Below are 24,141 nucleotides of genomic sequence, written 5' to 3'. Positions count from 1 at the left end.
GGCGTGCGATCGCAAAGCTGAATATTGCGATCAACAATCTTTCCGCCTTACATCCCAACCCCATCGTCGACCTGCTGGTGGATGCGAATCTGTGGATGGACGCGTGTTGAAGGGTGGACGCCGGGAACCAGATGCCCACTCGATCATATTGGGCACGATCAATTGGGATGAGAGTCCATGACGGTGAGTTGCGTTGTCGAGATCTGCGACGGAGATGCCGCCTCGCCGTCCACGCTCCTGCGGTTCCGCTCCCTGCCGAGGGTGGGCGAGACGATCGTCGTCGATCCCGGAAACGCCCAGTCGCGCACCGGCACGGTTCGCGCCGTCATCCACAGTCCGGCGCAAGACGGGATCGAAGGCATCATCCGGCTGGAGGTGGTTCTGTCCTGAGCCACCGGAGCGGTTTGCGGCCGGGTTGAGCCCCGCCATCGCCTTTTCGGCGGCATTTCTCGTCGGTCGCGATGCGATCTCCCCTCAATGCCTAGGGGGCTGAATGGCTCGGAAATCGCTTCTAGCGAGAACTCAGGCCTCGATGGAAGCGGCGACAGATGTCGTTCCCGGCCACTCGATCTGGGAGGCGGGCTGGGGTCGCCCGAGGAGATAGCCCTGGAGGTCGCTGCAACCGCTCATCATGACGCCGAGCCGCTGTCCGTCTGTTTCGATGCCCTCGGCGGTGGTCTTCAGGCCATAGCCGCGACACAGCGCGACCACTGATTCGATCACCGCCGTGGTCCGCGAGCCGCCGTCGATGTCGGACACGAAGCTGCGGTCGATCTTGATGCGGGTCAGGGGAAGCTCGCGCACGAGCGAGAGCGATGAGAAGCCCGTGCCGAAATCGTCCAGCGCGATGCTGATGCCAAGGCCGCGAAGGCGCTTCAACGTTTCGCGCGCCGCCCCGAGATTGGCCAGGATCGCGGTTTCGGTGATCTCGAGTTCCAGTCGGCGGGCCGGCAGCCCGGTTTCGCGAAGCACTTGGGCGACGAGGTCGAAGAGAAGGGGGTCGTTGAGTTGCGTCGGCGACAGGTTCACCGCCACGGTGACGTCGTCCGGCCAAGCCGTCGCCTGCGCGCAGGCCGTGCGCAGGACCCATTCGCCCAGTTCCGGCATCAGCCCCATCTCCTCGGCGATCGGCACGAAGAGGGCGGGCGAGATCGGCTGGCCCGTCTGGTCGGTCCAACGCAGCAGCGCCTCGAACCCCACCGTCCTGTTGCTCTGCCCGTTGACGATCGGCTGGTAGGCGAGAACGAAGTCCTTCGCCGCGACGGCGTGCCGAAGCTTGAGTTCCATCAGGCGGCGGGCGAGCTTGGTTTCGCCCATCGCCGCCTCGTAGAAGCGGAAACCGTTGCGCCCGTTTTCCTTCGCGGTGTGCAGCGCCAGATCGGCACAGCGCAGGAGTTCGTTCAGATCCGTGGCGTCGCCGGGCGCGCAGGCGACGCCGACGCTGGCCCCGATCTCCAGCAGCCGAGGACCGACCGCAATCGGAACGGAAAGCGCTTCGACGATCGATTTGGCCATCGCCGCCATGCTGCCCGAACCGGGCGCGCCGAACTGAAGCACGGCGAACTCGTCGCCGCCCAGCCGGCCCACCACGCAGGACGCACCCGCCACGGCGAAGAGGCGCTTCGCCACTTCCTGGAGCACCTGGTCGCCCACCTGATGGCCATAGATGTCGTTGATCGGCTTGAACCGATCGAGATCGACGTGATGCACGGCGATGGGGGAGCCGTAGGCGATCTGCGGAAGTTCGAGTTCCAGACACTCGATCAGGCCGTCGCGGTTCGGCAGTCCCGTCAGCGCGTCGTGCCGCGCCTGATGCTGGAAGCGCTGCTCGCTGGCGCGCTGCTCGGTCAGGTCGCGAGTGACCTTCGCGAAGCCGACGAACGTCCCGTCCTCGTCGTAGATCGCGTCGAGCGCGACGCGCGCCCAGAAGGCCGTGCCGTCCTTGCGAAGGCGCCAGCCTTCCGTGGTCAGATGCCCGTTGCGCAAGGCGAGGTCGAGGTTGCGCCTGGGGATGCCCTTGGCCCGGTCGTCGGGCGAGTAGAAGCATTCGTAATTCAGCCCGACGATCTCGTCGGCCTTGTATCCCTTGGCCCGTTCGGCCCCGGCGTTCCAGTTCAGCACCGTGCCATCGGCGCCGAGAAGATAGATGGCATAGTCCTTCACCCCCTGAACCAGGAGGCGATACATGAGATCGGGGGCAATGGTCTTCTTGGTCACAGGAACCTCCGCGATGGCGGAAGCTTATCGCGCGATTCTTATCGAATCGTTGGTTCGATCATGAAAATAAGTCCGACATACGAAAACGCCCCACCGGGGGAGGACCGGTGGGGCGTCGAGACTAGCCTGCGTGGGAGGAGGATCGCAGGCTAAATCCGCTTCGGCCTTTGGGAGGAGAATGGCCGTCGCGAAACCGATGATGCGTTAGCGGATCGCCTGACGGGCGAGAGCCGGGATTTCCGAACGCGAGATGCCGAGATCGGCGAGCTCGCGATGCGACAGGCGGTTCAGCTCGCTGACCGTGTTGCGATACTGGCGCCAGGTCTGGAAGGAACGTGCGATGCCCATGGTCTTGTCCTTTCGGGTCGCGCTTCTCGTCGATGGAAGCTGCGCTGTTTGTTTCGTTTCGACGAGGAGAGATGTACCCGGACGCCCCATCCCTCACTAGCGCAAAGACCGCATGGGAGCCCTGCGCATGGCGGGAGGGTCCTGGAGCGCATCACGCGCTTGTCAACGGAAGAGGGAAAGAACCTTCTGCGCCGCTTCGCTCGGGCGCGGGAGGGCGGGAAGGGAGATGGTCCGATTGTCGTTCATGGTTTTCGAGATCCCGCTGGAAAGAGCGACCTTGCCGCCGACGATACGCACCCTGCTGAACGGTTCTGCCCGCTCGATCGACCGATTGTTTCGGCCTTGTGAGGATGAGAATGCGGGATGCGGGTGAACGATCCGATGCTAGACATGATGAACGAAAACAGTCGCTTGGCATCGTGAACGATCGGTGGCGCTGGGTGGCCGGCGTTCAGCTTTGCGCAACGAAACGCCCTCCGGCACGGGGAGCACCGGAGGGCTTCTTGTAAGCCACGAGCGAGTGGCGCGACGGGGAAGACGCGATGCGTCGCCCTGGGCTTACCGGAAGAGCATGAGGATGTTCTGGGCCGAGTTGTTGGTCATCGCCATTGCCTGGTAGGCGAGCTGCTGGCGAACCTGAAGCGCCTGGATCTTTGCCGATTCACGTTCCAGATCGGCATCGACGAGGGAGCCGAGGACGCTGCTCTGGATATCGGCTAGCTTGTCCACGAAGTTCAGCGTACCCTCGGCTGCCTTGGAGAATGCTCCGAGCTTCGCCGATGTGCCAGCGATATCCTCGTAGAGCTTGCCGACATCGAGCGCGAGGACCTTGGTGGAGTCGGTCGCAGCGGTCAGGTTGGCAAACTCACCTGCGGTGACGAAGTCCGCGCTGGTGTAGGTGATCGTGCCGGCCGAAGCACCATCGGAATAAGGAAGTGCAGCGCTCAAGTTGTTGGCCGTTTCCAGCACATTCTTGCCGGCGTACTTCGCCGAACCGGCCAGATTGGCGATCTGGGCATCGTAACCTGCGATCGCTGCGATCTGCGACGCGCTGGCAGCGCCGGCAGCCTTTGCAGCCGTGACGATCTTGGCAACTTCGTCGACCAGCGACGAGATTTCGTCGAGTGCTGCGATACCCGAGTCAGCCTGGGCCTTGGCCGTAGCAATACCGCCCTTGATCGTCTCGTTGGTGGTGATGTCACCGCGCAGCTTCGTGGCCGTCGCCCAGACCCCGGCGTTATCCTTGGCGGACGATACCTTGTACCCGCTGGCGATACGGTTCTGAGTTTCGTTGATTTCGTTGTTGACGCGGCGAAGGGCGGCGAGAGCGAAACCGTTGTTGGTCGAGATGAGCGAAACCATTGTTCTTTTCCCCGTTGTTTGAAGCGTTCGTCGCTTGCAAGGACAGTTATAGGGATCAGCTCGGAACAACTGGCTGCGAATAAATCTCGAATTTTATCGATCTCGTATTTTGCGATTTGTCGCGATTTCTATAGTTTACATTGTTCTACGTAGTTAAATGCCGTTATCCATCTCGATCAACCGTCCATTCAAGTTACCAATCAGGAAATCCCTGGCGCTGCGGCCTTCGCGTTGGACATTCGGGAGCGTTGATGGCGGCGGCCGGAGATCCGGTCGCGCGAAGCTTCGTCGCAGCCGGTGAACGCGGCGGCGCGTTCCGCGTTGGGAGCGCATGTTGCAGGACCCTCGCCCCCTTCTCCGACCGACCCGCCTTTGGACACCGAAGCGCGTTCTCGTCACCGCCTCGGCTCTTCTCCACGAGCACGGCCGCGAGATCGCAGCACGCGCGCAGGCGCTGGGGATCGACGTGGAGCGTCTGAGCTCCGATCGCCTGCCGCTCGATCGGAGCGCGGATGCGCGCGCCGGATATGGGGCGGCGAAATCGACGCTCGCCGTCGTGGTGGCCCCGCCCTCCAAGCTGCGCTTCCAGCCGATCGCGCCAAGCGCGGACTGGCGGGTGGATCTGGCGGAAGGCTGCCCCGCCCATTGCAGCTACTGCTATCTCGCGGGCTCGCTGAAGGGACCGCCGATCACGCGCGTCTACGGCAATCTCGAGGACATCTTCGAAGCGCTGCCCCGGCACCTCGGCACCGGCACCATCACCTCGCGCCAAACCGCCCGCGCGCACGAGGGCACGACGTTCGAAGCCTCGTGCTACACCGATCCGCTCGGCATCGAGCACCTGACCGGCTCGCTATCCCTGTTGATCGCCCATTTCGGTCGCTGGAACGCCGACGTGCAACTTCGTTTCACGACGAAGTTCGCCCATGTCGAACCGCTTCTCGGCCTCGATCACGGCGGGCGCACGCGCATGCGCGCGTCCGTGAATCCTTCGGCCTTCGCCCGTTTCGAGAGCGGCACCAGTCCGGTCGCGGAACGGATCCGCGCACTCCGGCGCATGGCGGACGCGGGCTATCCCATCGGCCTGACGATCGCGCCCATCATCGCCGCCGAGGGGTGGCGGGAGGCCTATGGCGAGCTGATCGATGACTTGGCAGAGATGCTAGGGGATGTCGCGGAGCGTGCGGACCTGACGGTGGAACTGATCACCCACCGGTTCACCCCCGGCTCGCGCGAGGTGCTTCAAAGCTGGTATCCCGGCTCAAGCCTCGACATGAGCGACCGGAACCGGCGCGAGAAGCGCACGAAGTTCGGGTCGGTGAAGCATGTCTACGACGCGGAGACGATGGGCACCTTGCGTCGCTTCTTCGAGGAACGGCTGGCGTCGCGTCTGGGCGCGGCCCGCATCCTCTACTGGACCTGACGAGCCACCGGCCTCGCGTCAGGGGCGGCCGGTTTCTTCCTCGATCGTCAGCTCGCGCAGGATCGCGTGCACCTTCTGCCCGCCGAGCGCCTTCGGATCGAAGCCGCTGAGAAGGCCGACATCGGCGAAGCGCTCGGCGTTGCCGCTGGAGTTCCCGACGAAGCCCATGGCCCAGCCCGCGAAGGAGCGCTCGACGATCGGCTCCAGAACGAGGAGCGAGACGTCGCCATGGCGCTCGTCCTGCTGGATGCGCTCGAACGTGTCCTCGACGGCGGGGAGCGGGCCTTCCAGAACCTGCGCGAAGACGCCGGCATTGAACAGGAGCGTGCCGGTGATGCCTGCCGCCTCGTTGTTGCGCCGGCTGGCTTCCAGAATGGAATGGATCGCAGCGGCGAAGGCCGCCTCGTCGCCGGAGACTTCGTTCCGGCTGTAGTAGACGAGCTGGTAGAGCGGCGCGTCGGACATGATCGGCCTCAGGTCGAGAGGAAGGAGGAAATGCCGTCGGCGGGCATCGGGCGCCCGGTGAAGTAGCCCTGCACGTGGGTGCACTGCTCGCCGCGAATGCGCGCGAGCTGTTCGGCCGTTTCCACGCCCTCGGCCGTGATCGCCATGCCGAGGCTGAGGCCGAGCCCGGCGATCGCCTTCAGGATCGCCTCGCTTTCCCCGCCCTCGTCCGCCCCTTGCACGAAGGAACGGTCGATCTTGATCTTGTTGAAGGGAAACTTCTGGAGATAGCTCAGCGACGAATACCCCGTGCCGAAATCGTCCATCGAGATCTTCAAGCCGAGATCGCGTAAGGCATGCAGCGTTTTCAGGACGTCGCCGGTGTTTTCCAGAAGCGCGCCTTCCGTGATCTCGATCTCCAGCCGCCCGGCCGGCAGTCCGGCTTGCGCCAGCGCGGAGAGCACAGTCTCGACCAGCGTGTCGGCTCGGAACTGGACGGGCGAGATGTTGACCGCCACCGTCATCGCGTTCGGCCAACTCATCGCCGTCTGGCAGGCGGTGCGCAGCACCCATTCGCCGATCTTGGTGATCAGGCCTGTTTCCTCGGCGAGCGGAATGAAGTCCGCTGGCGAGACGCGTCCGCGTGTGGGGTGGTCCCAGCGGATCAACGCCTCGAACCCGATGACCTCGTCGGTCCGGAGATCGACGAAGGGCTGGTAGTGGACCGAGAACTGTTTCAGCGCGAGCGCGCGGCGCAGATCGATCTCGAGCTCGCGCCGGCTGCGCAGCGCCGCGTCCATGCCCGCCTCGAACACCCGAAAGCGGGCGCGCCCCGCGCGCTTGGCTTCATAGAGCGCCAGATCGCCGTTTCGGAGCACGTCGCGCGCGCCTTCGCCGGGCGCGCTGACGGCGACGCCGACACTGGCGGCGATGTTCACCGTGTGCCCGCCGAGCACATAGGTTCGCCCGATCAGGTCGACCAAACGCGTCGCCAGCCGTTTGGCGTCGGCGACATCCGCGATGCCGGTCTGGACGACGACGAACTCGTCGCCGCCAATGCGCGCGACGCAATCCTCCTTGCGGCAGGCGGCGCGGATGCGGTCGGCCACCTTCCGCAGAAGAAGGTCGCCGACGCCGTGGCCGAGCGTGTCGTTGACGATCTTGAAGCGATCGAGGTCGATGCAATGGACGGCGACCTCGGCGCCGCCCTCGGCAACGAGGGCCAGCGCCTGGGTCAGGCGATCGTTCAACCCGTTGCGCTTCAAAAGCCCCGTCAGCTCGTCCTCGTCGACCGCGCTCGTCACGTCGTCCGCATCGTCAGGGAAAAGGCTCAGCGCGCGCTCAGCCTGAACGGATGGGCCGAGCCAGGCGCGGTAGCGCACCCCGCCGCGCGTCGCGAGAACCAGCGGCTTTGCGGAATCGGTCAGTCGCTCGAACGGTTCGCGATGCTCGGGAAACAGGTCGGCAAAGGCCAGTCCGACGACGGCGCGTCCGAGCATCGCGTTTGCGCAAGCATTGGCATGAACGATCTCGCCGTCGCGATCGAAGACCACGACGGGATGGGACAGACGGTCCAGCATATCGTCCGGCGGCGCAAGAACGCTCGCACCGGACGATGGAATTCGGGCGACGGACATCGGCCCTCCTGACGATCACTTGGCTCCATGATCGTCAGGGGCACCTGCAAAGAGATGAAGACGGCGCGAAATCCACGCCGGAATCACGCTTCTTCACCGGACGAGGTTAAGGCTCCGTTCCCGGCCGAGCGCGCACGGCCGTCCCGGCTCAGGCGTTCGGCTCAAACTCGTCCGGCGAGAAGTCGTAGGCTTCCCCGCAGAACTCGCAGGTCACGTGGATCCGCCCGTCTTCCGTGCTTTCCGCCAGATCCTCGGCCGTGAAGTTGGCGAGGACCCCGCGGATCTTGTCGCGGTTGCAGGAACAGTCGTCGAGCACCGGGGTCGGCGCGAAGACGCGCACGCCGCGCTCGTGGAACAAACGATACAGGAGACGCTCGACGCCGACTTCCGGATCGGCGAGCTCGGAAGGCTCGATCGTGCCGACCAGCGCCTGCACTTCGGTCCAGGCGTCGTCCTCTTCGAACTCGGCGGTGTCCGCCCCCTCCGGCGCGTCGCCCCCCGGCAGGTCGGCCATGCGCATGCGCTCGGGCGCTTCGGGCAGGAACTGCGCGATCAGGCCGCCCGCCCGCCAGCTTTGCTGGAAGCCGCCGCCCTCGGCGCGCTTGGCCATGCGCGCGACGGCAAGGCGCACGGTGGTCGGGATCTGCTCGGACTGACGGAAGTAGGTTTCCGCCACCGCTTCCAGCGAAGCGCCCGAAAGCTCCACGATGCCCTGGTAGCGCTGCATATGCGCCCCCTGGTCGATCGTCAGCGCGAGAATGCCGTGACCCAGGAGTTCGGCCGGATCGGTTCGGCGCGCGGCGACGGCTTCAGTCACCTTGTCCTCGTCGAAGCGCGCGTAGGCGCGCACGCTCGAGGGCATGGCGAAATCGACGACGAGGAGATCCACCGGACCGTCGGTCTGCGTTTGCGCGATGAACTTGCCGTCGAACTTCAAGGACGTGCCCAGAAGCACGGTGAGAACGATCATCTCGGCCAGAAGCTGGGCCACCGGCTCGGGGTAGTCGTGGCGCGAGAGGATCTGGTCCACCATCGCGCCGAGCTGCACCGCGCGCCCGCGCGCGTCTAGCGCCTCCACGGCGAAGGGGACCACGGCGTCGTCGCCGGCAAAGCCGAACTCGCCGAGTTCGGGATGATGATCAGACATGCGCGGCAACGTTCCCGAAGGTCCAGGCGAGGATCGACTTTTGGGCGTGGAGACGGTTTTCCGCCTCGTCGAACACCACGGACTGCTGCCCGTCGATCACCTCGTCCGTCACCTCCTCGCCGCGATGGGCCGGCAGGCAGTGCATGAACAGGGCGTCGGGCTTGGCACGCTTCATCAGGGCCGCGTTCACCTGATAGGGCATGAACACGTTGTGGCCGCGCGCCGCCTCCTCGCGCCCCATGGACACCCAGGTGTCGGTCACGACGCAGTCCGCGCCCTCGACAGCCTCGTTGGCATCGCGCGTCAGGTGAAGGCGCGTTCCCTTCCGGAGGGCGCGGTCGACATAGGCGGGATCGGGGTCGGAGCCTTCGGGCGTCGCCACGCGCAGCGAGAAGTCGAACGCGCCGGCCGCCTCGATCAACGAGTTCAGGACGTTGTTGCCGTCGCCCGTCCAGGCGAAGGTGCGCCCCTTCACCGAGCCGCGATGCTCCTCGAAGGTGAGGAGGTCGGCCATGATCTGGCAGGGGTGCGTGTCATCGGTCAGGGCGTTGATGACGGGAACGGTGGCGGCGTCCGCCATTTCCAGAAGGCGCGAATGGTCTGTGGTGCGCATCATGATGGCATCGACGTAGCGCGACATGACGCGCGCGGTGTCGGCGATCGTCTCGGCGCGCCCGAGCTGCATCTCGGAGCCGGACAGGAACAGCGTCTCGCCGCCGAGCTGGCGCATGGCGACATCGAACGACACGCGGGTGCGCGTCGAGGGCTTCTCGAACACCATCGCGAGCGTGCGCCCTTCGAGCGGGCGCGGCCCGGCGCGGCCCAGCGCCTTGCGCTCGCGCGCATCGCGCAGGATCGCATGCAGCTCCGGGGCGGCCACCGCCGACAGATCGAGAAAGTGCCGCGGCCGGCTCGGCGAAGCGGAGGACGAAACGTTCATGCGGCAGAGCTTTCCTGTGCGGCGTCGGAAAGGCCGGCGACCGCCGCCTCGATCCGCTCCATCGCCTCGCGGACCTCGTCGGCCGTCACCACCAGCGGCGGCAGGAAGCGGATCACGTTGTCGCCGGCCGGAACGGCCAGGAGAAGGCTGGCGCGAAGGGCCTCCACCACCTGCGTGTTGGGCAGGCGCGGCTTCAAGCCGATCAGCAGGCCCTCGCCGCGGATCTCCTCGACGACGTCGGGAAAACGGTCCTTGAGCGAGGCGAGGCTCTGCTTGAAGAGAAGTGCCGTGCGACGCACCTCCTCCAGGAACCCTTCGCTCAGCACCACGTCGAGCACCGCGTTGCCGACCGCCATGGCCAGCGGATTGCCGCCAAATGTGGTGCCGTGCGTTCCCGCCGTCATGCCCTTGGCCGCTTCCGCCGTCGCGAGGCACGCGCCGACCGGGAAGCCGCCGCCGAGCCCCTTGGCCGACGCCAGGATGTCGGGCGCGACGCCCGAGCTCTCGTAGGCGAAGAAGCGGCCGGTGCGGCCGATCCCGGTCTGCACCTCGTCGTAGATCAGGAGGAGGCCGTGCTCGCCGCAAAGCTCGCGGATGGCGGCCAGGAAGGCAGCGGGCACGACGCGGATGCCGCCCTCGCCCTGGATCGGCTCGATCAGGATCGCCGCCGTCTCCGGCCCGACCGCCGCGCGCAGAGCGTCGAGATCGCCGAAGGGCACCTGATCGAAGCCTTCCACCTTCGGGCCGAAGCCTTCCAGATACTTCTTCTGTCCGCCCGCCGCGATGGTCGCGAGGGTGCGCCCGTGGAAGGCACCCTCGAAGGTCACGATGCGGAAGCGCTCGGGGTGGCCGGAAACGAACTGGTAGCGGCGCGCCGTCTTGATCGCGCATTCCAGCGCTTCCGCGCCGGAGTTGGCAAAGAACACCTTGTCGGCGAAGGAAGCGCTCACGAGGCGGGACGCCAGCTGCTCCTGGCCCGGAATCTCGAAGAGGTTCGAGGCATGCCACAGGATGCCGGCCTGCTCCGTCAGCGCCTTGACGAGATGGGGATGCGCATGGCCGAGGGAGTTCACCGCGATGCCGCTGGCGAAATCCATGTATCGCCGACCGTCTTCCGTCTCGAGCCACACGCCCTCGCCTCGGCTGACGCGCAGCGGCGCGCGGGCGAAGGTGTGAAATAGCGGACTGTCTTGGTCGGACATGGCCTGTCTTTCCGGGTTGACGACGATCTCGAAACGGATGGAAATGCGAGGACGATCAGGCAGGGACGAATCCCGAACGCCGCATTGCGAAAGCCCACGATTCAGGGGCTCGTATACCATGCGCGGGACGCGGATTGTCAAATGAACGCGGAGGCTTCGGGGCCCGAAAGCCGCTCCTCGCTGATGCAGCAAGCTGTTGAAAACGCGAAAAGCGATTCGCGCAACACTGTGCGAGCCTTGCCACAGTGCGGTCCGACAGGTTAAATTCTGATCAGACACCATATTTTGCGTATAGCGCGTGGCTGTCTACCAGATCTGGTGGTTCGATGCCCTCTTGGTGACGCAAGCACGGATCGGTGCCGCGCTGCATTCAAGAGTTGAGGAGTCTGTTCATGAGCTGGACCGACGAGCGGATCGACCTTCTGAGACAATTGTGGGGGGACGGGCATAGCGCCAGTCAGATCGCCTCGCAGCTGGGAGGCGTGACCCGCAATGCGGTGATCGGCAAGGTGCACCGGCTGAAGCTGGACAGTCGCATCAAGGCGGCCGTTCCGATCGAGCAGGCGGTCGCGAGACCTTCGCGCCCCGTGCTGGTGGAAGCGGTGGCGGAGACCCCGAGCCCGCGTATCCTTTCGGTCGCGCCCGCCGTTGCAAGCGCGCCCCCGCCCCCGCCACGCCCTGCGCGCCCCGCCACGATGGGCGCCACCGCTCTGAAGATGGAGCCGGAGGTCGAGGACGAGGTGATCGGCGATGTCGACATGCCCGGCGCCTCGGCCGAGGTGGTGCCGATGTCGCGCAACCTGACGCTGGTGCAACTGTCCGACCGGACCTGCAAGTGGCCGATCGGCGATCCCTTGTCGGACGAGTTCCGCTTCTGCGGCAACCACGCGCCCGATGCTTCGCCCTATTGCCAGCATCACGCGCGGATCGCGTTCCAGCCGGTGTCCGAGCGCCGCCGCGTCCGCTAGAAAAGCCGACGAGCGTCCGACGCCCAAGCCCCGGCATTGCCGGGGCTTTTTTCATGGCGGAGCCCGCAGGGCGCGAAAGGCTGGAACGCCTGCCCGTCTTGCGCTAAGGGGGCGGGCATGAGCCAGACCCCACTCCCCGACCGCCTCGCCATCGACCCCGAAAGCCCGTTTCACGACGAGGCGCTCCTCGCCAACGGGATCGGCATCCGTTTCAACGGCGCCGAGAAGACCAATGTCGAGGAGTATTGCGTCAGCGAAGGTTGGATCAAGGTCGCGGCCGGCACCGCGCGCGATCGGCGCGGCAAGCCGCTTCTCCTGAAGCTCAAGGGCACCGTCGAGCCCTATATCAAGACCGAAGAAGGCTGAGGCGCCACCCGGCACCCGGCAACAAGACCAAAGTCGGGCGCCGGACGTGATCGAAGGAAGCACGGCATGGAGATCCGGATCGCGGCGGCGCTGGTGATGCGCAGCGACGGCGCGACGCTTCTCGTTCGCAAGCGCGGGACATCGGCCTTCATGCAGCCCGGCGGCAAGATCGACGGAGCCGAAGCGCCGATCGACGCGCTCCGCCGCGAGCTTCTGGAGGAAGTCGGGCTTTCGATCGCGCCGGAGGATGCCGAGTATCTCGGCTGCTTTTCGGCGCCGGCCGCTTACGAAGCGGGCTGCACTGTCTCGGCCGACCTGTTTCGCCTCGCGAGCGACGCTCCGGTCGAAGCTCGCTCGGAGATCGCTGAGGCGAGATGGATCCGGGGCGAGGCTGCGCTCGACCTGCCCCTCGCTCCGCTCACGCGCGACGTCGTCCTTTCCCTGATCGCGCGGGGCGATCAGGCCGTCTCCGCCCGCGAAGCGGGGCGCGTCGCCGTGAACGTCTCGTCCAGCGCGTAGCCGGCGCCCCGCACGGTTCGGATCGGGTCGCGCTGGCGACCGCGGTTCACCGCCTTGCGCAGACGCCCGACATGGACGTCCACCGTCCGCTCGTCGACATAGATGTCCCGCCCCCAGACGCCGTCGAGAAGCTGCTCGCGCGAGAACACGCGGCCGGGCGACTGCATCAGGAATTCCAGGAGCTTAAACTCGGTCGGCCCGAGCTTCAGCTCGCGCCCCGCCCGGCGAACCCGGTGCGTTTCGCGGTCGAGATCGATGTCGCCGGCGACGAGCTGCGTCGAGATCCGCTCCGGCTTCACCCGGCGCAGCATGGCGCGCACGCGCGCCATCAGCTCAGGCGTCGAGAACGGCTTGACGACGTAGTCGTCGGCCCCGGTCGACAGGCCCCGCACCCGCTCCGACTCCTCGCCGCGCGCCGTCAGCATGATGATCGGCAGGCGTTCGGTCTCGGGGCGGCCCCGCAGCCGGCGGCAAAGCTCGACGCCCGACAGGCCCGGCAGCATCCAGTCGAGGAGCAGGAGATCGGGCACCTGCTCCTTGAGGCGCAGATCCGCCTCGTCGCCGCGAGCGATCACGTCGACGGCGTAGCCTTCCGCTTCCAGATTGTAGCGCAGGAGGATGCCGAGCGCTTCCTCGTCCTCCACAACGGCGACGCGGGCGGCCATCGTCAGGCGCTCCCGCCCTGAGCCGGCGCCGTCAGCGTCGGGGTCGAGTCGCCCTTCGGCCGCTCGATCTCCATCTGGCTGCCGGTCTTGATGTAGTAGATCGTCTCGGCGATGTTGGTCGCATGGTCGCCGATGCGCTCGATGTTCTTGGCCGAGAACAGGAGATGCGTGCAGGCGGTGATGTTGCGCGGGTCCTCCATCATGTAGGTCAGGAGCTCGCGGAAGATCGACGTGTACATCGCGTCGATTTCCTGGTCGCTCCGGCGGATCGCCTCGGCGCGCAGATGGTCGCGCGAGGCATAGGCGTCGAGCACTTCCTTCAGCTGGCCGAGCGCCAGTTCCGACAGGTGCTCGATGCCGCGCACGAGCTTCACCGGCTGGGCATGGTCGTGGACCGCGATCACCCGCTTGGCGATGTTCTTGCCGAGGTCGCCGATGCGTTCGAGATCGTTGGAGATGCGGATCGCGCCGACGATCTCGCGCAGATCGTGCGCCATCGGCTGGCGCTTGCCGATCGTCATGATCGCGTGCTCGTCGATCTCGCGTTGGGCGGCGTCGAGCAGCACGTCGTCGGCGACCACCGACTGGGCTAGGCCCCAGTCGGAGCGGATCAGCGCCGAAACGGCCTGCTCCACCATGCGCTCCGCCTGACCGCCCATCTCCGAGATGCGGCGCAGGATGAACTTCAGCTCCTCGTCATAGGAGGTGACGATATGGTGCTCCATGACAGGGCCCCTTCGTGAATGGAAATCGAGGTCAGCCGAAGCGGCCGGTGATGTAGTCCTGGGTGCGCTTGTCGTCGGGATTCTGGAACATCTTGGCCGTCGGTCCGACCTCGACGATCTTGCCGAGGTGGAACATGGCCGTGCGCTGCGACACGCGGGCGGCCTGCTGCATCGAATGGGTAACGATGACGATGGTGTAGTTCTGGCGCAGCTCGTCGATCAGCTCCTCGACAGTAGCCGTGGCGATCGGATCGAGCGCCGAGCAGGGCTCGTCCATCAGGATCACTTCGGGCGACACGGCGATGGCGCGCGCGATGCACAGCCGCTGCTGCTGGCCGCCCGAAAGGCCGGTGCCGGCGTCATGCAGGCGATCCTTGACCTCCTCGAAAAGGCCGGCCTTGCGCAGCGAGGTGACGACGATCTCGTCGAGATCGGCCTTGGAGCGGGCGAGGCCGTGGATCTTCGGGCCGTAGGCGATGTTGTCGTAGATCGACTTGGGAAACGGGTTCGGCTTCTGGAACACCATGCCGACGCGGGCGCGAAGCTCCACGACGTCGATCTCCTTGTTGTAGATGTCCTCGCCGTCGAGCGTCACCAGACCCTCGATACGCGCGCCCTCGACCGTGTCGTTCATCCGGTTGAGCGTGCGCAGGAAGGTGGACTTGCCGCAGCCCGACGGGCCGATCAGCGCCGTCACCTGCCGGTCGAGAACGTCGAGATCGACGGCGAAGAGCGCCTGCTTCTGCCCGTAGAAGACCGAAACGCCCTTGCCCCGCATCTTCGCCGTCTCGGCGGCGACCGGCTTCAAGGGCATACCGGCCTTGACCGAAAGCTGTTCCATCATGGGGTTCATCCGCTTGTCTACCAGCGCCGCTCGAAGCGGCGGCGAAGAAGGATCGCCGTGATGTTCATCACGGCCAGGAAAAGAAGAAGCACGATGATCGCGCCCGACGTGCGCTCCACGAAGGCGCGCTCGGCCTCGTTGGCCCACATGTAGATCTGAACGGGCAAGGCGGTGGACGGGTCCATCGGCGTCGCCGGATAGTTGGCGACGAAGGCGACCATGCCGATGAGAAGAAGCGGCGCGGTTTCTCCGAGCGCATGCGCCAGACCGATGATCGTGCCGGTGAGGATGCCGGGCATGGCGAGCGGCAGAACGTGGTGGAACACCATCTGCATGCGCGAGGCGCCAAGGCCAAGCGCCGCCGCGCGGATCGAAGGCGGCACCGCCTTGAGGGCGGCACGCGTCGCGATGATGATGGTCGGCAGCGTCATCAGCGTCAGAACGAGGCCGCCGACCAGCGAGGCCGAGCGTGGCAGGCCCATCCAGTTCACGAAGATCGCAAGGCCGAGGAGGCCATAGACGATGGATGGGACCGCCGCGAGGTTGTTGATGTTGACCTCGATGAAGTCCGTCAGCCGGTTCCTGGGCGCGAACTCCTCGAGATAGATCGAGGCGGCGACGCCGATCGGCAGCGCCAGCGCCAGCACGATCCCCATCATGTAGAGCGAGCCGATGATGGCGACGCCGACACCAGCCGTTTCCGCGCGGCTCGAGGCGCCGAAGGTGAAGAGGCCGGTGTTGAAGCGCTGCTCCAGGTCGCCCGCCTCATGAAGCTGCGCCATCCAGGCCAGCTGCTTGTCCTTGATCGGGCGGCGCGCTTCGGGGATCGAGGTGTCGAACTGCCCCTTCACGGCCGAGTCCACCGTGGAGTTGGCGTAGAGCCAGACATCCTGCGTGGTGCCGATAATGGACAGATCCTCCATCACCATGCCGCCCAACTGCGCACGCACCCCTTGCGACACGAGCTGGGTTGCCAGCGTCACATCGGCACGGTTCTTCGGATCGATCCCGAGGCGCTGGACGAGCGCGTCCTGGACGAGCTTGGGATAGTTGGCGATGCGAAGGGCCTGTTGGTCCTTGCCGCCCGTGTTCTTCGGATCAATCACGCTTTGGCTGAAGGTGATCGGCAGGCGGATCTGTGTCTGCCAGAAGGCGGTGTAGCCCTGCCCGATCACGGTCCACAAAAGGGTCGCCAGGAACACGAGGCCGATGGCGATGGCCGTCAGCCCGTAGGCGCGGAACCGTCGCTCGGCGGCGTAGCGGCGCTTCAGGCCGATGTCGCGGCGGGCGGGCGGCGCGGCGTCGACGACGGCGCCGGGTCGGGGAAGGATCGCGTCGCTCATCAGTCGTACTGCTCCCGATACTTGCGCACGATGGCGAGCGCGACGATGTTGAGAACGAGGGTGATCGCAAACAGCGTGATGCCGAGCGCGAAGGCGACGAGGCTTTGCGGCGAGGTGAAGTCGAGATCGCCCGTCAGCTGCGAGACGATCTTGATCGTCACCGTGGTCATCGCCTCGAACGGATTGGCGGTGATGTTGGCGGCGATGCCGGCCGCCAGGACCACGATCATCGTCTCGCCGATGGCGCGCGAGGCGGTCAGCAGCAGCGCCGAGACGATGCCCGGCAGGGCCGCCGGCAGCACCACCTTCTTCACGGTTTCGGACGGCGTCGCGCCAAGGCCCAGCGAGCCGTCGCGAAGCGAGCGCGGCACGGCGGTGATGATGTCGTCCGAAAGAGACGAGACGAAGGGGATCAGCATGATGCCCATCACGAGGCCGGCCGTCAGGATCGACTGGGCCTGGATGAAGCTCGAATAGTCGCCGGTCAGGAGGCCGTTGATGTCGGCCGACAGGTCACGCAGGAACGGGCCGACCGTGATCAGGGCAAAGAAGCCGTAGACGATGGTCGGGATGCCGGCCAGCACTTCCAGCAGCGGCTTCACCACCGAGCGAAGGCGGTCGCTGGCATATTCCGCCATGTAGATCGCGGCGAACAAGCCCACCGGCACGGCGAAGAGCATGGCGACGAAGGCGATGTAGAGCGTGCCGAGCAGCAGCGGGATGAGGCCGAACTGGCCGGTCGCGGTGGAGCCGGCGGCGGCGAAGCGCGGCTCCCAGACCGTGCCGAAGAAGAAGCTGGCCGGCGACACGCGGCTGAAGAAGTCGATCGATTCGAACAGCATCGAGGCTACGATGCCGATGGTCGTCAGGATGGCGATGGAGGAGCAGACAATCAGGAAGGATCGAACGACACCTTCGACGCTGTTGCGGGCGCGAAGGCGAACCGCAACGCGGCGCAGCGACACGACGAGGCCGGCCAGCGAAAGCACAAGCACTGCTGCCGTCATGGCGAGGCGGCTCGTGTCCTCCAGCGCGTTGCGCTCGATCGCCTGCGCCACCATCGCATCCGTCGCCCCGCTCGGCACGGGAATGCCGCGCCGGGCGAGAAGCGGCCGCAGTTGTTCGACCGTCGTCTGCGACAGTCCTTCGCGCTCCTCATCGGGCAAAAGGCGGATGCCCTGCCCGATGGAGCGCACGAGACCGGAACTCACCGAGGCGTTTTCGCCGGGGAGCGGCGTCGTCAGGCCGGACACGACAAAGGGCGACACGATCAGCCAGGCCGCCAGAAGGAGAAGCGCCGGCAGCGTCGCGGCGAGCGCCACGTAGAAGCCGTGATACACCGAGCGAGAATGCAGCTTGTCGGCGGAGGCCGCCGCCAGCGCGGCGCTGCGCCGGCCAGCCACGACGAAGCCGATGGCGCCGATCGCCAGGACGATCAGAACGATTGCGAGGATTGACACCGTCCGCCGTCTCCGGAAGGGGATGAACGATGCGGCCCGTATCGCCGGGCCGCCGGGATGCGAAGAGCGCGCCCCTTTCGAGCCGCGCTCCTTTCAGGAGGGATCAGCCCTCGATCGTGGTGCCGGCCGTGAACTTCTGGCGGGCTTCCTCGCGCTGCGCGTCGGGCGCGGGAACGAGGCCGTACTGGGCGAGCGGGCCGTCGGGGCCGGCCATCTGCTCGGACAGGAAGAAGTCGACGAACTCCGAGAGGCCGGGAACGACGCCCAGATGCGCCTTCTTCACATAGAAGAACAGCGGGCGCGACACCGGATACTCGCCCGACGCCACGGTCTCGACCGAGGGCGTGACGCCCGACACGGTCGCGACCTTCAGCTTGTCCTGGTTCTGCTCGTAGAAGGCGAGACCGAAGACGCCGACGCCCTGCGGGTTGGCGGCGATGCGGGCCAGCGTCTCGGTGTAGTCGCCCGAAATGTCGGTCGCCTTGCCGTCGTTGCGCACCTGATGGCACTGTTCCTTGGCGGCCTTCTCGTCCATGCCCGACGCCTTGTAGGCTTCGAGCGTGCCGGAGGCCTCGCAGCCGGCGGCGAGCAGCTTCTCCTCGAAGACCTCGCGCGTGCCGTGGTTCTCGGCAGGGATGAAGGCGGCGATCGGCTGCGAGGGAAGCGAAGCGTCGATCTCGTTCCAGTTGGCCGCCGTGTTGTCGACGACCTTGCCGTCCTTCACCACCTTGGCCGCCATCGCCTTGAAGACGAACTCGGGCGTCAGGGCGAAATCGGGACCTTGGGCGGCGGAGGCGAAGACGATGCCGTCGTAGCCGAAGCGCACTTCCTGGATCTCGTTCACGCCGGCGTCCATGCAGGCCTTCTTCTCGGAGGCCGAGATCGGACGCGAGGCGTTGGCGATGTCCACCGTCGCCGAGCCGACGCCCTGGCAGAACTGGCGGAAGCCGCCCGACGTGCCACCCGATTCGACGACCGGGGTCGGGAAGTCCGGATACACTTCACCGAAGTTCTCCGAGACGATCTGCGCATAGGGCAGAACGGTCGACGAGCCCGCCGCCTGGATCGGCTCGGCGGTCTGGGCGAAGGCGGGGCTCGAAAGCGCGAAGGCGGCGCCGAGCGCGAGGCCGGCAAGCGATTGGGTCAACACCGAGGTTGTCTCCGTCATGGAGTTTCGAAAGCGAACCGCCGGCTGTGTTCTTCAGGTCTGCGGCACCGGTTCGGCCATTGATCTAGCGACCCTCGGCGATCCTTATATGACGGATGGATATAGGTTTTATGACACCCTAAACCATTGCGATTTATGACTTTTCACGCTTCCGGGTTTCGGGCGGGAAACACGACGGAAAACGTCGCCCCCTCGCCGGGCTTGGAAACGATGCTCAATCGCGTGCGATGTCGGATCAGGACGTTGCGCACGATCGACAGGCCGAGGCCTGTTCCCGACTTCGCCGGTGCGCCGTCCTCGACCCGGTAGAAGCGCTCCGTCAGCCGCGGCACGTGTTGAGGCGCGATGCCCTTGCCGAAATCGCGCACGAACGCCTCTGCCGTATCCCCCTCGGTTCGAATGCCGACGACGACGCGGCCGCCCTCGCCGCCGTACTTGCAGGCGTTTTCCAGGAGATTGGCGAAGACCTGGATGAGCTCGTCGCGATCGCCGTTGACGAACACGGCTTCCCCGTCCAGTCCCGCCAGTTCGACGGCGATGCCGCCCTCTGCGGCCAGGGGGCCGAGTTGCTGCGCGACGGCGCGCAGGATGTCGGCGAGATCCACCGTCTCGTCGGATCGAAGGCGCCGCCGCGTTTCGATGCGCGACAGGGACAGGAGATCGTCGATCAGGCGCGACATGCGCCGGGCCTGGTCCTGCATGATGTCGAGGAACCGGGCCCGGGCGGCCGCATCCTCGCGCGCCGGCCCTTTGAGCGTCTCGATGAAGCCGGTGAGCGAGGCGAGCGGCGTGCGCAACTCGTGGCTCGCATTGGCCACGAAGTCGGTGCGCATGCGCTCGAGGCGCCGCGCCTGCGTGTGGTCGCGAAACAGGAGAAGGAAGAAGGTCGGCGCCTCGCGTCCCGCCATGCGCAGCGGCAGGATGTCGATCCCCCAGGAGCGATCGACGGGCAGGCGCTCGATCAGTTCCTCCGCGCCCGCCTCGCCGCTTTCCATCGCGCGCTCCAGAGCCGCGAGAAGTTCGGGCGCGCGAAAGCGCATGGCGATGGGGTCGCCCAGCGTCATCGCGCCGAAGGCCTTGTGCGCCGCCGCGTTGGCGAAGCGCAGCGCCTGGGCCCGGTCGATCACGAGAGCGGGCTCGCGCACGGCTTCCACCACGCTCTTGACGCTCCCGTCCGGCCAGGGCTGAGCATGGCGGGAGCGCCCGCCCGGCGAGCGGACCGCCTGGGTCCGGCTGGCACCGCGCAGGAGGAGATGGGCCACGAGCCCGACGAGCGTGAAGACCAGCGCGCCCACTCGCGCTTCGGGCACGCGCAGGGCAAGGACGCCGAGCCCGATCAACCAGACCACCGCCGGGAGGAAGCGGAGGAAGCGGCGCGCCGTCTCCCCGCCGGACCGTGTTTCGTCCACCACGCCCTCGGCTTCCGATCCGGGTTCAGCTGATGCGGCGCAGCCGCAGCGAGAAGACGTCGACATCGTTGGCCGTGCCGTCGATGCCCGGTGCGATGGCGATGCTGGCGGGCGACTTGGCGTCGGCCGGCAGCGGGAACTCGAAGATGAAGGCGTCTTCGCTCATCGTGGTGGAGAAGCGCTGGCGCTCGCATAGGCTCGCGCCATTGAAGAGGCAGCGGATCGAGAACTCCCGTTCCGCCCCGTCCGGCGAGCCGGTCCGGATCTCGACGCGCACGTTGGAGCCCGCGATCCGGCTCACGACGCCGGGGCCGACCGCCAACAGCACCTCGCCCTCCCCGCCGCTCGGCCCCGAAACCCGGACGGCCTCGCGCCCATCGGCACGCGCGGCCGCCTCGATCCGGCCGCCGCTCGGCGCCGAGAGGTTTTCCAGATCGTCGCCGTCGAACACGGTGATCCAGTCGAGCGAGGAGGTCTGCGCCCCGTCCGCACCCGTTGTACCGTCCGAGCCGCGAATCATGCCGCCGACGAAATAGGCGAGGATCGCCAGAACCAGAGCGAAGACCACGGCGGCCGCAACCACGGCGAGCGGCGAGCGTTTGTCGCGCGGTGCGCTCGGCGGAGCGCTCCGATCGCCGCCCGGCGTCCAGTTCTGCGCGCCCTCGTCTTCATGCTCGTCCGTCTCAGGCGGTGCAAAGGCACGCGGGGCCCGCGCATCCTCGTCGTCGTAGGGCTCGGAACCCGGCGCGGTGGCATCGGCCGCCTCGTCGAAAGCGGGGCCCGAGCCGGCGGCGGGGGCAAGATGCGCGTGGTCCGCTTCCACCCGGCCGATCGTTTCGGCGAGCTTGGCGCGCTGCACGGCGGCTTCGGCGGCGTCGGCCCCGCGCCCTTCCAGCATGCGCTCCAGGGCGCGCTCGGACGCCTGATAGATGCCCTCGCGAAAGGCCGGATCGGTGGCGTCCCCGCCCTTGAGGGCCTTGCGGAGACTCTCTTCCATTGCGCTCATGACATCTCCCGGCCGACCCGCCTTGCGCCACCGAATGGGCACGGCCGAGCCTTCGACTTTCCTCTTGGGATATCGAATGCAGCGGGATGGGGCAATCGCATGGCCGGTCGCCGTCCCAAGAACATCGGGCCCACAATCGGGGGCGCGCTCCTTTTCTTTCGCGCCCGCCGCCCGACTTCTTCGCCGACGAACCAATCCGTAGGTCCCTGCGTCCGCGCCATGTCGTCCAGCCGCCCCCTTCCCAACCCCATCTCGCAACATGGCGTGATCGGCGATCTCAACACGCTGGCGCTCGTCACTCCGGACGGGCGGATCGACTTCTTCTGTCATCCCAATATCGATTCGCCGACGCTCTTCGCCTCTCTGCTCGATCCCGGAAAGGGCGGCGAGTTCCGCCTCTGGGCCACCGCCGAGGACATGCGCCGGCGCCAGATCTACCTGCCCGACACCAACATCCTGATCACCCGCTTCCTCGGTGAGAACGGGATCGGTGAGGTGTCCGACTTCATGCCGATCGACGGATCGGGCCGCATCGTGCGCCGGGCCAAAGCCATCATGGGGCCGATGCGCTTCGCCCTCCGGTTCGAGCCGCGCCCGGACTATGCGGGCACCGTCACCACGATCGAACGGGTGGAGGGCGGCGCGCGCATCTCGTGGACGGGCTCGGACGGGACCCGTGACCGGGTGTTCCTGTGGACCTCGATCCCGCTGCGCATCGAGGGCGAGGCGATCGTCGGCGAGGTCGATCTTGCCGAGGGCGAGAGCGCCCATGCCGTGTTCTGCCCGGGGCGCCCGGACTGGCCGGTGCCGACACGCGACTACGTGCGCTCCGCCTTCGCCGACACGCGCGCCTACTGGCACGGCTGGGTGGCACGCGGGCGCTACCCGACCTACTGGCGGGAGCTCGTGGTGCGCTCGGCGCTGACGCTGAAGCTCCTGACATCCTCGAAATACGGCTCGATCGCCGCCGCCGCCACGTTCGGCCTGCCGGAAGTCGTCGGTGGCGAGCGCAACTGGGACTACCGCTTCTGCTGGGTGCGCGATTCGGCCTTCACGCTCTATGCGCTGTCGCGGCTCCACTATTTCGACGAAACGGAAGCCTTCATCCATTTCCTGATGGAGCGGATCGCCGGGAGCGAGGCAGACCGCTCCGGTCTCCAGATCATGTACGGGATGGACGGGCGCTCCGAACTCACCGAGGTCGAGCTGCCGCATCTTTCCGGCTATGCCGGGTCGAAGCCCGTGCGCGTCGGCAACGGCGCCTTCGACCAGCGCCAGATGGACATTTTCGGCGAGTTCATGGACGCGGTCTACATCGCGACCAAGGCGCGGGGAAAGCCGAGCTATTCGGTCTGGGCCAAGCTTTCCGGCCTCGTGGACTGGCTTTGCGGCAATTGGCATCTGCCCGATCGGGGCATCTGGGAAAGCCGGGGCGAGGATAAGGAATATCTGTCCTCGCGCCTCATGTGCTGGGTGGCGATCGATCGCGGCATGCGCATCGCCGACCGTGAATCGCTGCCCGCCGACATGGCGCGCTGGCGCGCCGAGCGCGACAAGATCCAACGCACCATCGTCGAGGAGTTCTGGAACCCGGAGATCGGCGCCTTCACCCAGTTCAAGGGTGGCGATACGCTGGACGCCGTGGTGCTTCTCATGCCGCTCGTGCGCTTCATCAACCCGCGAGATCCGATGTGGCTTTCCACGCTGAAGGCGGTGAAGCGCGATCTCGTCCACGACTGCCTTGTACGCCGCTACATCAACGGGCCGTCGAACCACGACGGGCTGGAAGGCGAGGAAGGTTTCTTCACCATCTGCTCCTTCTGGTACGTCGAGGCGCTCGCGCGCTCCGGCTTCGTCGGCGAAGCCCGGCTTCTGTTCGAGAAGCTGCATTCCTACGCCAACCATCTCGGCCTTTACGCCGAAGAGCTTTCCACCGACGGCGAGCACCTGGGCAACTTTCCTCAAGGCTTGACGCACCTGTCGCTGATCTCGGCGGCGATCTGGCTGGACCGCGCGCTCGGCAGCGATCTCGGCGACCCCAGCAATGCCAGCTTCCAGATGATTGAGGATCCCGATGGCGTCTTCTGACCCGCACTCCCTTTCCGGCCAAACCGCGCTCGTGACCGGAGGATCGTCCGGCATCGGGCGCGCCGCGTGCCTGGAGCTCGCGCGGGCAGGAGCGGACGTCGCGGTGAACTACCACGGCTCGCAGGACGCCGCCGAGGAAGCGGCCGCCGCCATCCGCGCACTCGGACGGCGCGCGATCGCCGTGCAGGGCGACGTCGGCTCGGAAGGCGACGTCGCCGCCATGTTCGACGAAGCCGAGAACGCGCTTGGCCCCCTTGATATCGTCGTCTCCAACGCCGGTCTTCAGCGCGACGCCAAGTTCGCGGAGATGACGCTGGATGACTGGGACACGGTGATCCGCACCAACCTGACCGGCGGTTTCCTCGTGGCGCGAGAGGCGGTCCGACGGTTCCGCAAGAAGGGGCGGCGCCCGGAGACGAGCCGCGCGCTCGGCAAGCTGATCTTCGATTCCTCCGTCCACCAGCGCATTCCCTGGGCCTTCCACGTCAACTACGCGGCGTCCAAGGGCGGGTTGAAGATCCTGATGGAATCGATCGCACAGGAGGTGGCCGTCGAGGGCATCCGGGTCAACGCGGTCGCGCCCGGTGCCATCGCCACCGACATCAACAAGCTGGAGCGCGAAAAGGCCGGTGGGCTCGAGGCCATGCTCCAGCTCATCCCGCACGGGCGCGTCGGCGACCCGGAGGATGTCGGCCGAGTCATTGCCTTTCTCGCCTCCGACGCGTCCGACTACATCGTCGGCCAGACCCTGTTCGTGGACGGCGGCATGGCGCTTTATCCCGGCTTTCGCGGCAACGGTTGAAGACGACGAGTTCCTCGTCGCGGCGAGATACCCTCGTCCTGCCCACAGGATCGGCAAC

The 24,141-nt window shown here is 66.5% G+C and carries 23 protein-coding genes; 7 read left to right on the top strand and 16 right to left on the bottom strand.

The features are described 5' to 3' along the window. Window positions 1–177 precede the first annotated feature (177 nt). Window positions 178–390 carry a hypothetical protein gene (locus H7A85_RS08020; protein ID WP_182085393.1) on the top strand — a complete coding sequence of 71 codons (213 nt, stop codon included), beginning with the start codon at window positions 178–180 and terminating at the stop codon, window positions 388–390. 132 nt (window positions 391–522) lie between these two features. On the opposite strand, the gene H7A85_RS08015 is transcribed toward H7A85_RS08020, so the two are convergent. From H7A85_RS08015 to H7A85_RS08005, 3 genes are all read right to left on the bottom strand, one after another. After that, window positions 523–2,217, bottom strand: coding sequence for an EAL domain-containing protein (locus H7A85_RS08015; RefSeq protein ID WP_182085392.1), 1,695 nt, complete (start codon window positions 2,215–2,217; stop codon window positions 523–525). A 204-nt stretch (window positions 2,218–2,421) separates the two neighbouring features. After that, window positions 2,422–2,565, bottom strand: coding sequence for a DUF1127 domain-containing protein (locus H7A85_RS08010; protein WP_182085391.1), 144 nt, complete (start codon window positions 2,563–2,565; stop codon window positions 2,422–2,424). Between the two features lie 558 nt (window positions 2,566–3,123). Next, window positions 3,124–3,927, bottom strand: a complete 804-nt coding sequence (locus tag H7A85_RS08005) for a flagellin (protein ID WP_182085390.1) — start codon at window positions 3,925–3,927, stop codon at window positions 3,124–3,126. 331 nt (window positions 3,928–4,258) lie between these two features. On the opposite strand from H7A85_RS08005, the gene H7A85_RS08000 reads away from it, so the two are divergent. Next, window positions 4,259–5,350 (top strand): spore photoproduct lyase family protein, encoded by a 1,092-nt coding sequence (locus H7A85_RS08000; RefSeq protein WP_182085389.1) that lies wholly within the window; start codon window positions 4,259–4,261, stop codon window positions 5,348–5,350. A gap of 18 nt (window positions 5,351–5,368) precedes the next feature. Here the strand turns inward: H7A85_RS08000 and H7A85_RS07995 are convergent, their stop codons facing one another. The 5 genes from H7A85_RS07995 to H7A85_RS07975 all read right to left on the bottom strand — a co-directional run bounded on the left by H7A85_RS07995 (window position 5,369) and on the right by H7A85_RS07975 (window position 10,720). After that, window positions 5,369–5,815, bottom strand: coding sequence for a BLUF domain-containing protein (locus tag H7A85_RS07995; protein ID WP_182085388.1), 447 nt, complete (start codon window positions 5,813–5,815; stop codon window positions 5,369–5,371). Window positions 5,816–5,823: 8 nt separating this feature from the next. Continuing rightward, window positions 5,824–7,431 carry a GGDEF domain-containing protein gene (locus H7A85_RS07990; protein ID WP_182085387.1) on the bottom strand — a complete coding sequence of 536 codons (1,608 nt, stop codon included), beginning with the start codon at window positions 7,429–7,431 and terminating at the stop codon, window positions 5,824–5,826. A gap of 148 nt (window positions 7,432–7,579) precedes the next feature. After that, window positions 7,580–8,578, bottom strand: coding sequence for an Hsp33 family molecular chaperone (locus H7A85_RS07985; protein WP_182085386.1), 999 nt, complete (start codon window positions 8,576–8,578; stop codon window positions 7,580–7,582). Further along, on the bottom strand, window positions 8,571–9,518 hold the full coding sequence (gene argF, locus H7A85_RS07980; RefSeq protein WP_182085385.1) for an ornithine carbamoyltransferase: 948 nt from the start codon (window positions 9,516–9,518) through the stop codon (window positions 8,571–8,573). The genes H7A85_RS07985 and argF overlap by 8 nt, the downstream gene beginning before the upstream one ends. After that, the gene (locus tag H7A85_RS07975; RefSeq protein ID WP_182085384.1) at window positions 9,515–10,720 is read right to left on the bottom strand and encodes an aspartate aminotransferase family protein; all 1,206 of its coding nucleotides are present in this window, start codon (window positions 10,718–10,720) and stop codon (window positions 9,515–9,517) included. Before H7A85_RS07975 ends, argF begins: the two co-directional genes overlap by 4 nt. A gap of 392 nt (window positions 10,721–11,112) precedes the next feature. Between H7A85_RS07975 and H7A85_RS07970 the strand changes: the two genes are divergently transcribed. The 3 genes from H7A85_RS07970 (at window position 11,113) to H7A85_RS07960 (ending at window position 12,573) form a co-directional block, all read left to right on the top strand. After that, window positions 11,113–11,688 carry a GcrA family cell cycle regulator gene (locus H7A85_RS07970; RefSeq protein ID WP_182085383.1) on the top strand — a complete coding sequence of 192 codons (576 nt, stop codon included), beginning with the start codon at window positions 11,113–11,115 and terminating at the stop codon, window positions 11,686–11,688. A gap of 117 nt (window positions 11,689–11,805) precedes the next feature. Then, window positions 11,806–12,054 (top strand): DUF3297 family protein, encoded by a 249-nt coding sequence (locus tag H7A85_RS07965; RefSeq protein ID WP_182085382.1) that lies wholly within the window; start codon window positions 11,806–11,808, stop codon window positions 12,052–12,054. 66 nt (window positions 12,055–12,120) lie between these two features. Continuing rightward, window positions 12,121–12,573: an NUDIX domain-containing protein gene (locus H7A85_RS07960; RefSeq protein ID WP_182085381.1), complete on the top strand. Its 453-nt coding sequence runs from the start codon at window positions 12,121–12,123 to the stop codon at window positions 12,571–12,573. On the opposite strand, the gene phoB is transcribed toward H7A85_RS07960, so the two are convergent. The 8 genes from phoB to H7A85_RS07920 all read right to left on the bottom strand — a co-directional run bounded on the left by phoB (window position 12,513) and on the right by H7A85_RS07920 (window position 21,193). Further along, entirely contained in the window at window positions 12,513–13,238 is a 726-nt protein-coding gene (phoB, locus tag H7A85_RS07955) for a phosphate regulon transcriptional regulator PhoB (protein WP_182085380.1), read from the bottom strand. The two genes, H7A85_RS07960 and phoB, sit on opposite strands and share 61 nt — an antisense overlap. Before the next feature lie 2 nt (window positions 13,239–13,240). Next, window positions 13,241–13,963 (bottom strand): phosphate signaling complex protein PhoU, encoded by a 723-nt coding sequence (phoU, locus tag H7A85_RS07950; protein WP_182085379.1) that lies wholly within the window; start codon window positions 13,961–13,963, stop codon window positions 13,241–13,243. A 31-nt stretch (window positions 13,964–13,994) separates the two neighbouring features. After that, window positions 13,995–14,816: a phosphate ABC transporter ATP-binding protein PstB gene (pstB, locus tag H7A85_RS07945; protein ID WP_182085378.1), complete on the bottom strand. Its 822-nt coding sequence runs from the start codon at window positions 14,814–14,816 to the stop codon at window positions 13,995–13,997. An 8-nt stretch (window positions 14,817–14,824) separates the two neighbouring features. Further along, window positions 14,825–16,150: a phosphate ABC transporter permease PstA gene (gene pstA, locus H7A85_RS07940; RefSeq protein WP_182085377.1), complete on the bottom strand. Its 1,326-nt coding sequence runs from the start codon at window positions 16,148–16,150 to the stop codon at window positions 14,825–14,827. Next, entirely contained in the window at window positions 16,150–17,610 is a 1,461-nt protein-coding gene (gene pstC, locus H7A85_RS07935) for a phosphate ABC transporter permease subunit PstC (RefSeq protein ID WP_182085376.1), read from the bottom strand. The genes pstA and pstC overlap by 1 nt, the downstream gene beginning before the upstream one ends. 103 nt (window positions 17,611–17,713) lie before the next feature. Beyond that, complete coding sequence (locus H7A85_RS07930) at window positions 17,714–18,778, bottom strand: substrate-binding domain-containing protein (RefSeq protein ID WP_182085375.1); 1,065 nt, start codon at window positions 18,776–18,778, stop codon at window positions 17,714–17,716. Between the two features lie 143 nt (window positions 18,779–18,921). Further along, window positions 18,922–20,190 carry an ATP-binding protein gene (locus tag H7A85_RS07925; RefSeq protein ID WP_182085374.1) on the bottom strand — a complete coding sequence of 423 codons (1,269 nt, stop codon included), beginning with the start codon at window positions 20,188–20,190 and terminating at the stop codon, window positions 18,922–18,924. Window positions 20,191–20,212: 22 nt separating this feature from the next. Further along, entirely contained in the window at window positions 20,213–21,193 is a 981-nt protein-coding gene (locus H7A85_RS07920; protein WP_182085373.1) for a hypothetical protein, read from the bottom strand. A gap of 219 nt (window positions 21,194–21,412) precedes the next feature. Between H7A85_RS07920 and H7A85_RS07915 the strand changes: the two genes are divergently transcribed. Together H7A85_RS07915 and H7A85_RS07910 are read left to right on the top strand one after the other, a co-directional pair. Further along, the gene (locus H7A85_RS07915) at window positions 21,413–23,281 is read left to right on the top strand and encodes a glycoside hydrolase family 15 protein (RefSeq protein ID WP_182085372.1); all 1,869 of its coding nucleotides are present in this window, start codon (window positions 21,413–21,415) and stop codon (window positions 23,279–23,281) included. Continuing rightward, on the top strand, window positions 23,268–24,083 hold the full coding sequence (locus tag H7A85_RS07910; RefSeq protein WP_182085371.1) for an SDR family oxidoreductase: 816 nt from the start codon (window positions 23,268–23,270) through the stop codon (window positions 24,081–24,083). The genes H7A85_RS07915 and H7A85_RS07910 overlap by 14 nt, the downstream gene beginning before the upstream one ends. The last annotated feature ends 58 nt before the right edge of the window (window positions 24,084–24,141 follow it).

Source organism: Aureimonas sp. ME7 (assembly GCF_903970965.1).
Lineage (GTDB): Bacteria > Pseudomonadota > Alphaproteobacteria > Rhizobiales > Rhizobiaceae > Aureimonas.
This window is presented reverse-complemented; position numbering and strand designations above follow the sequence as displayed.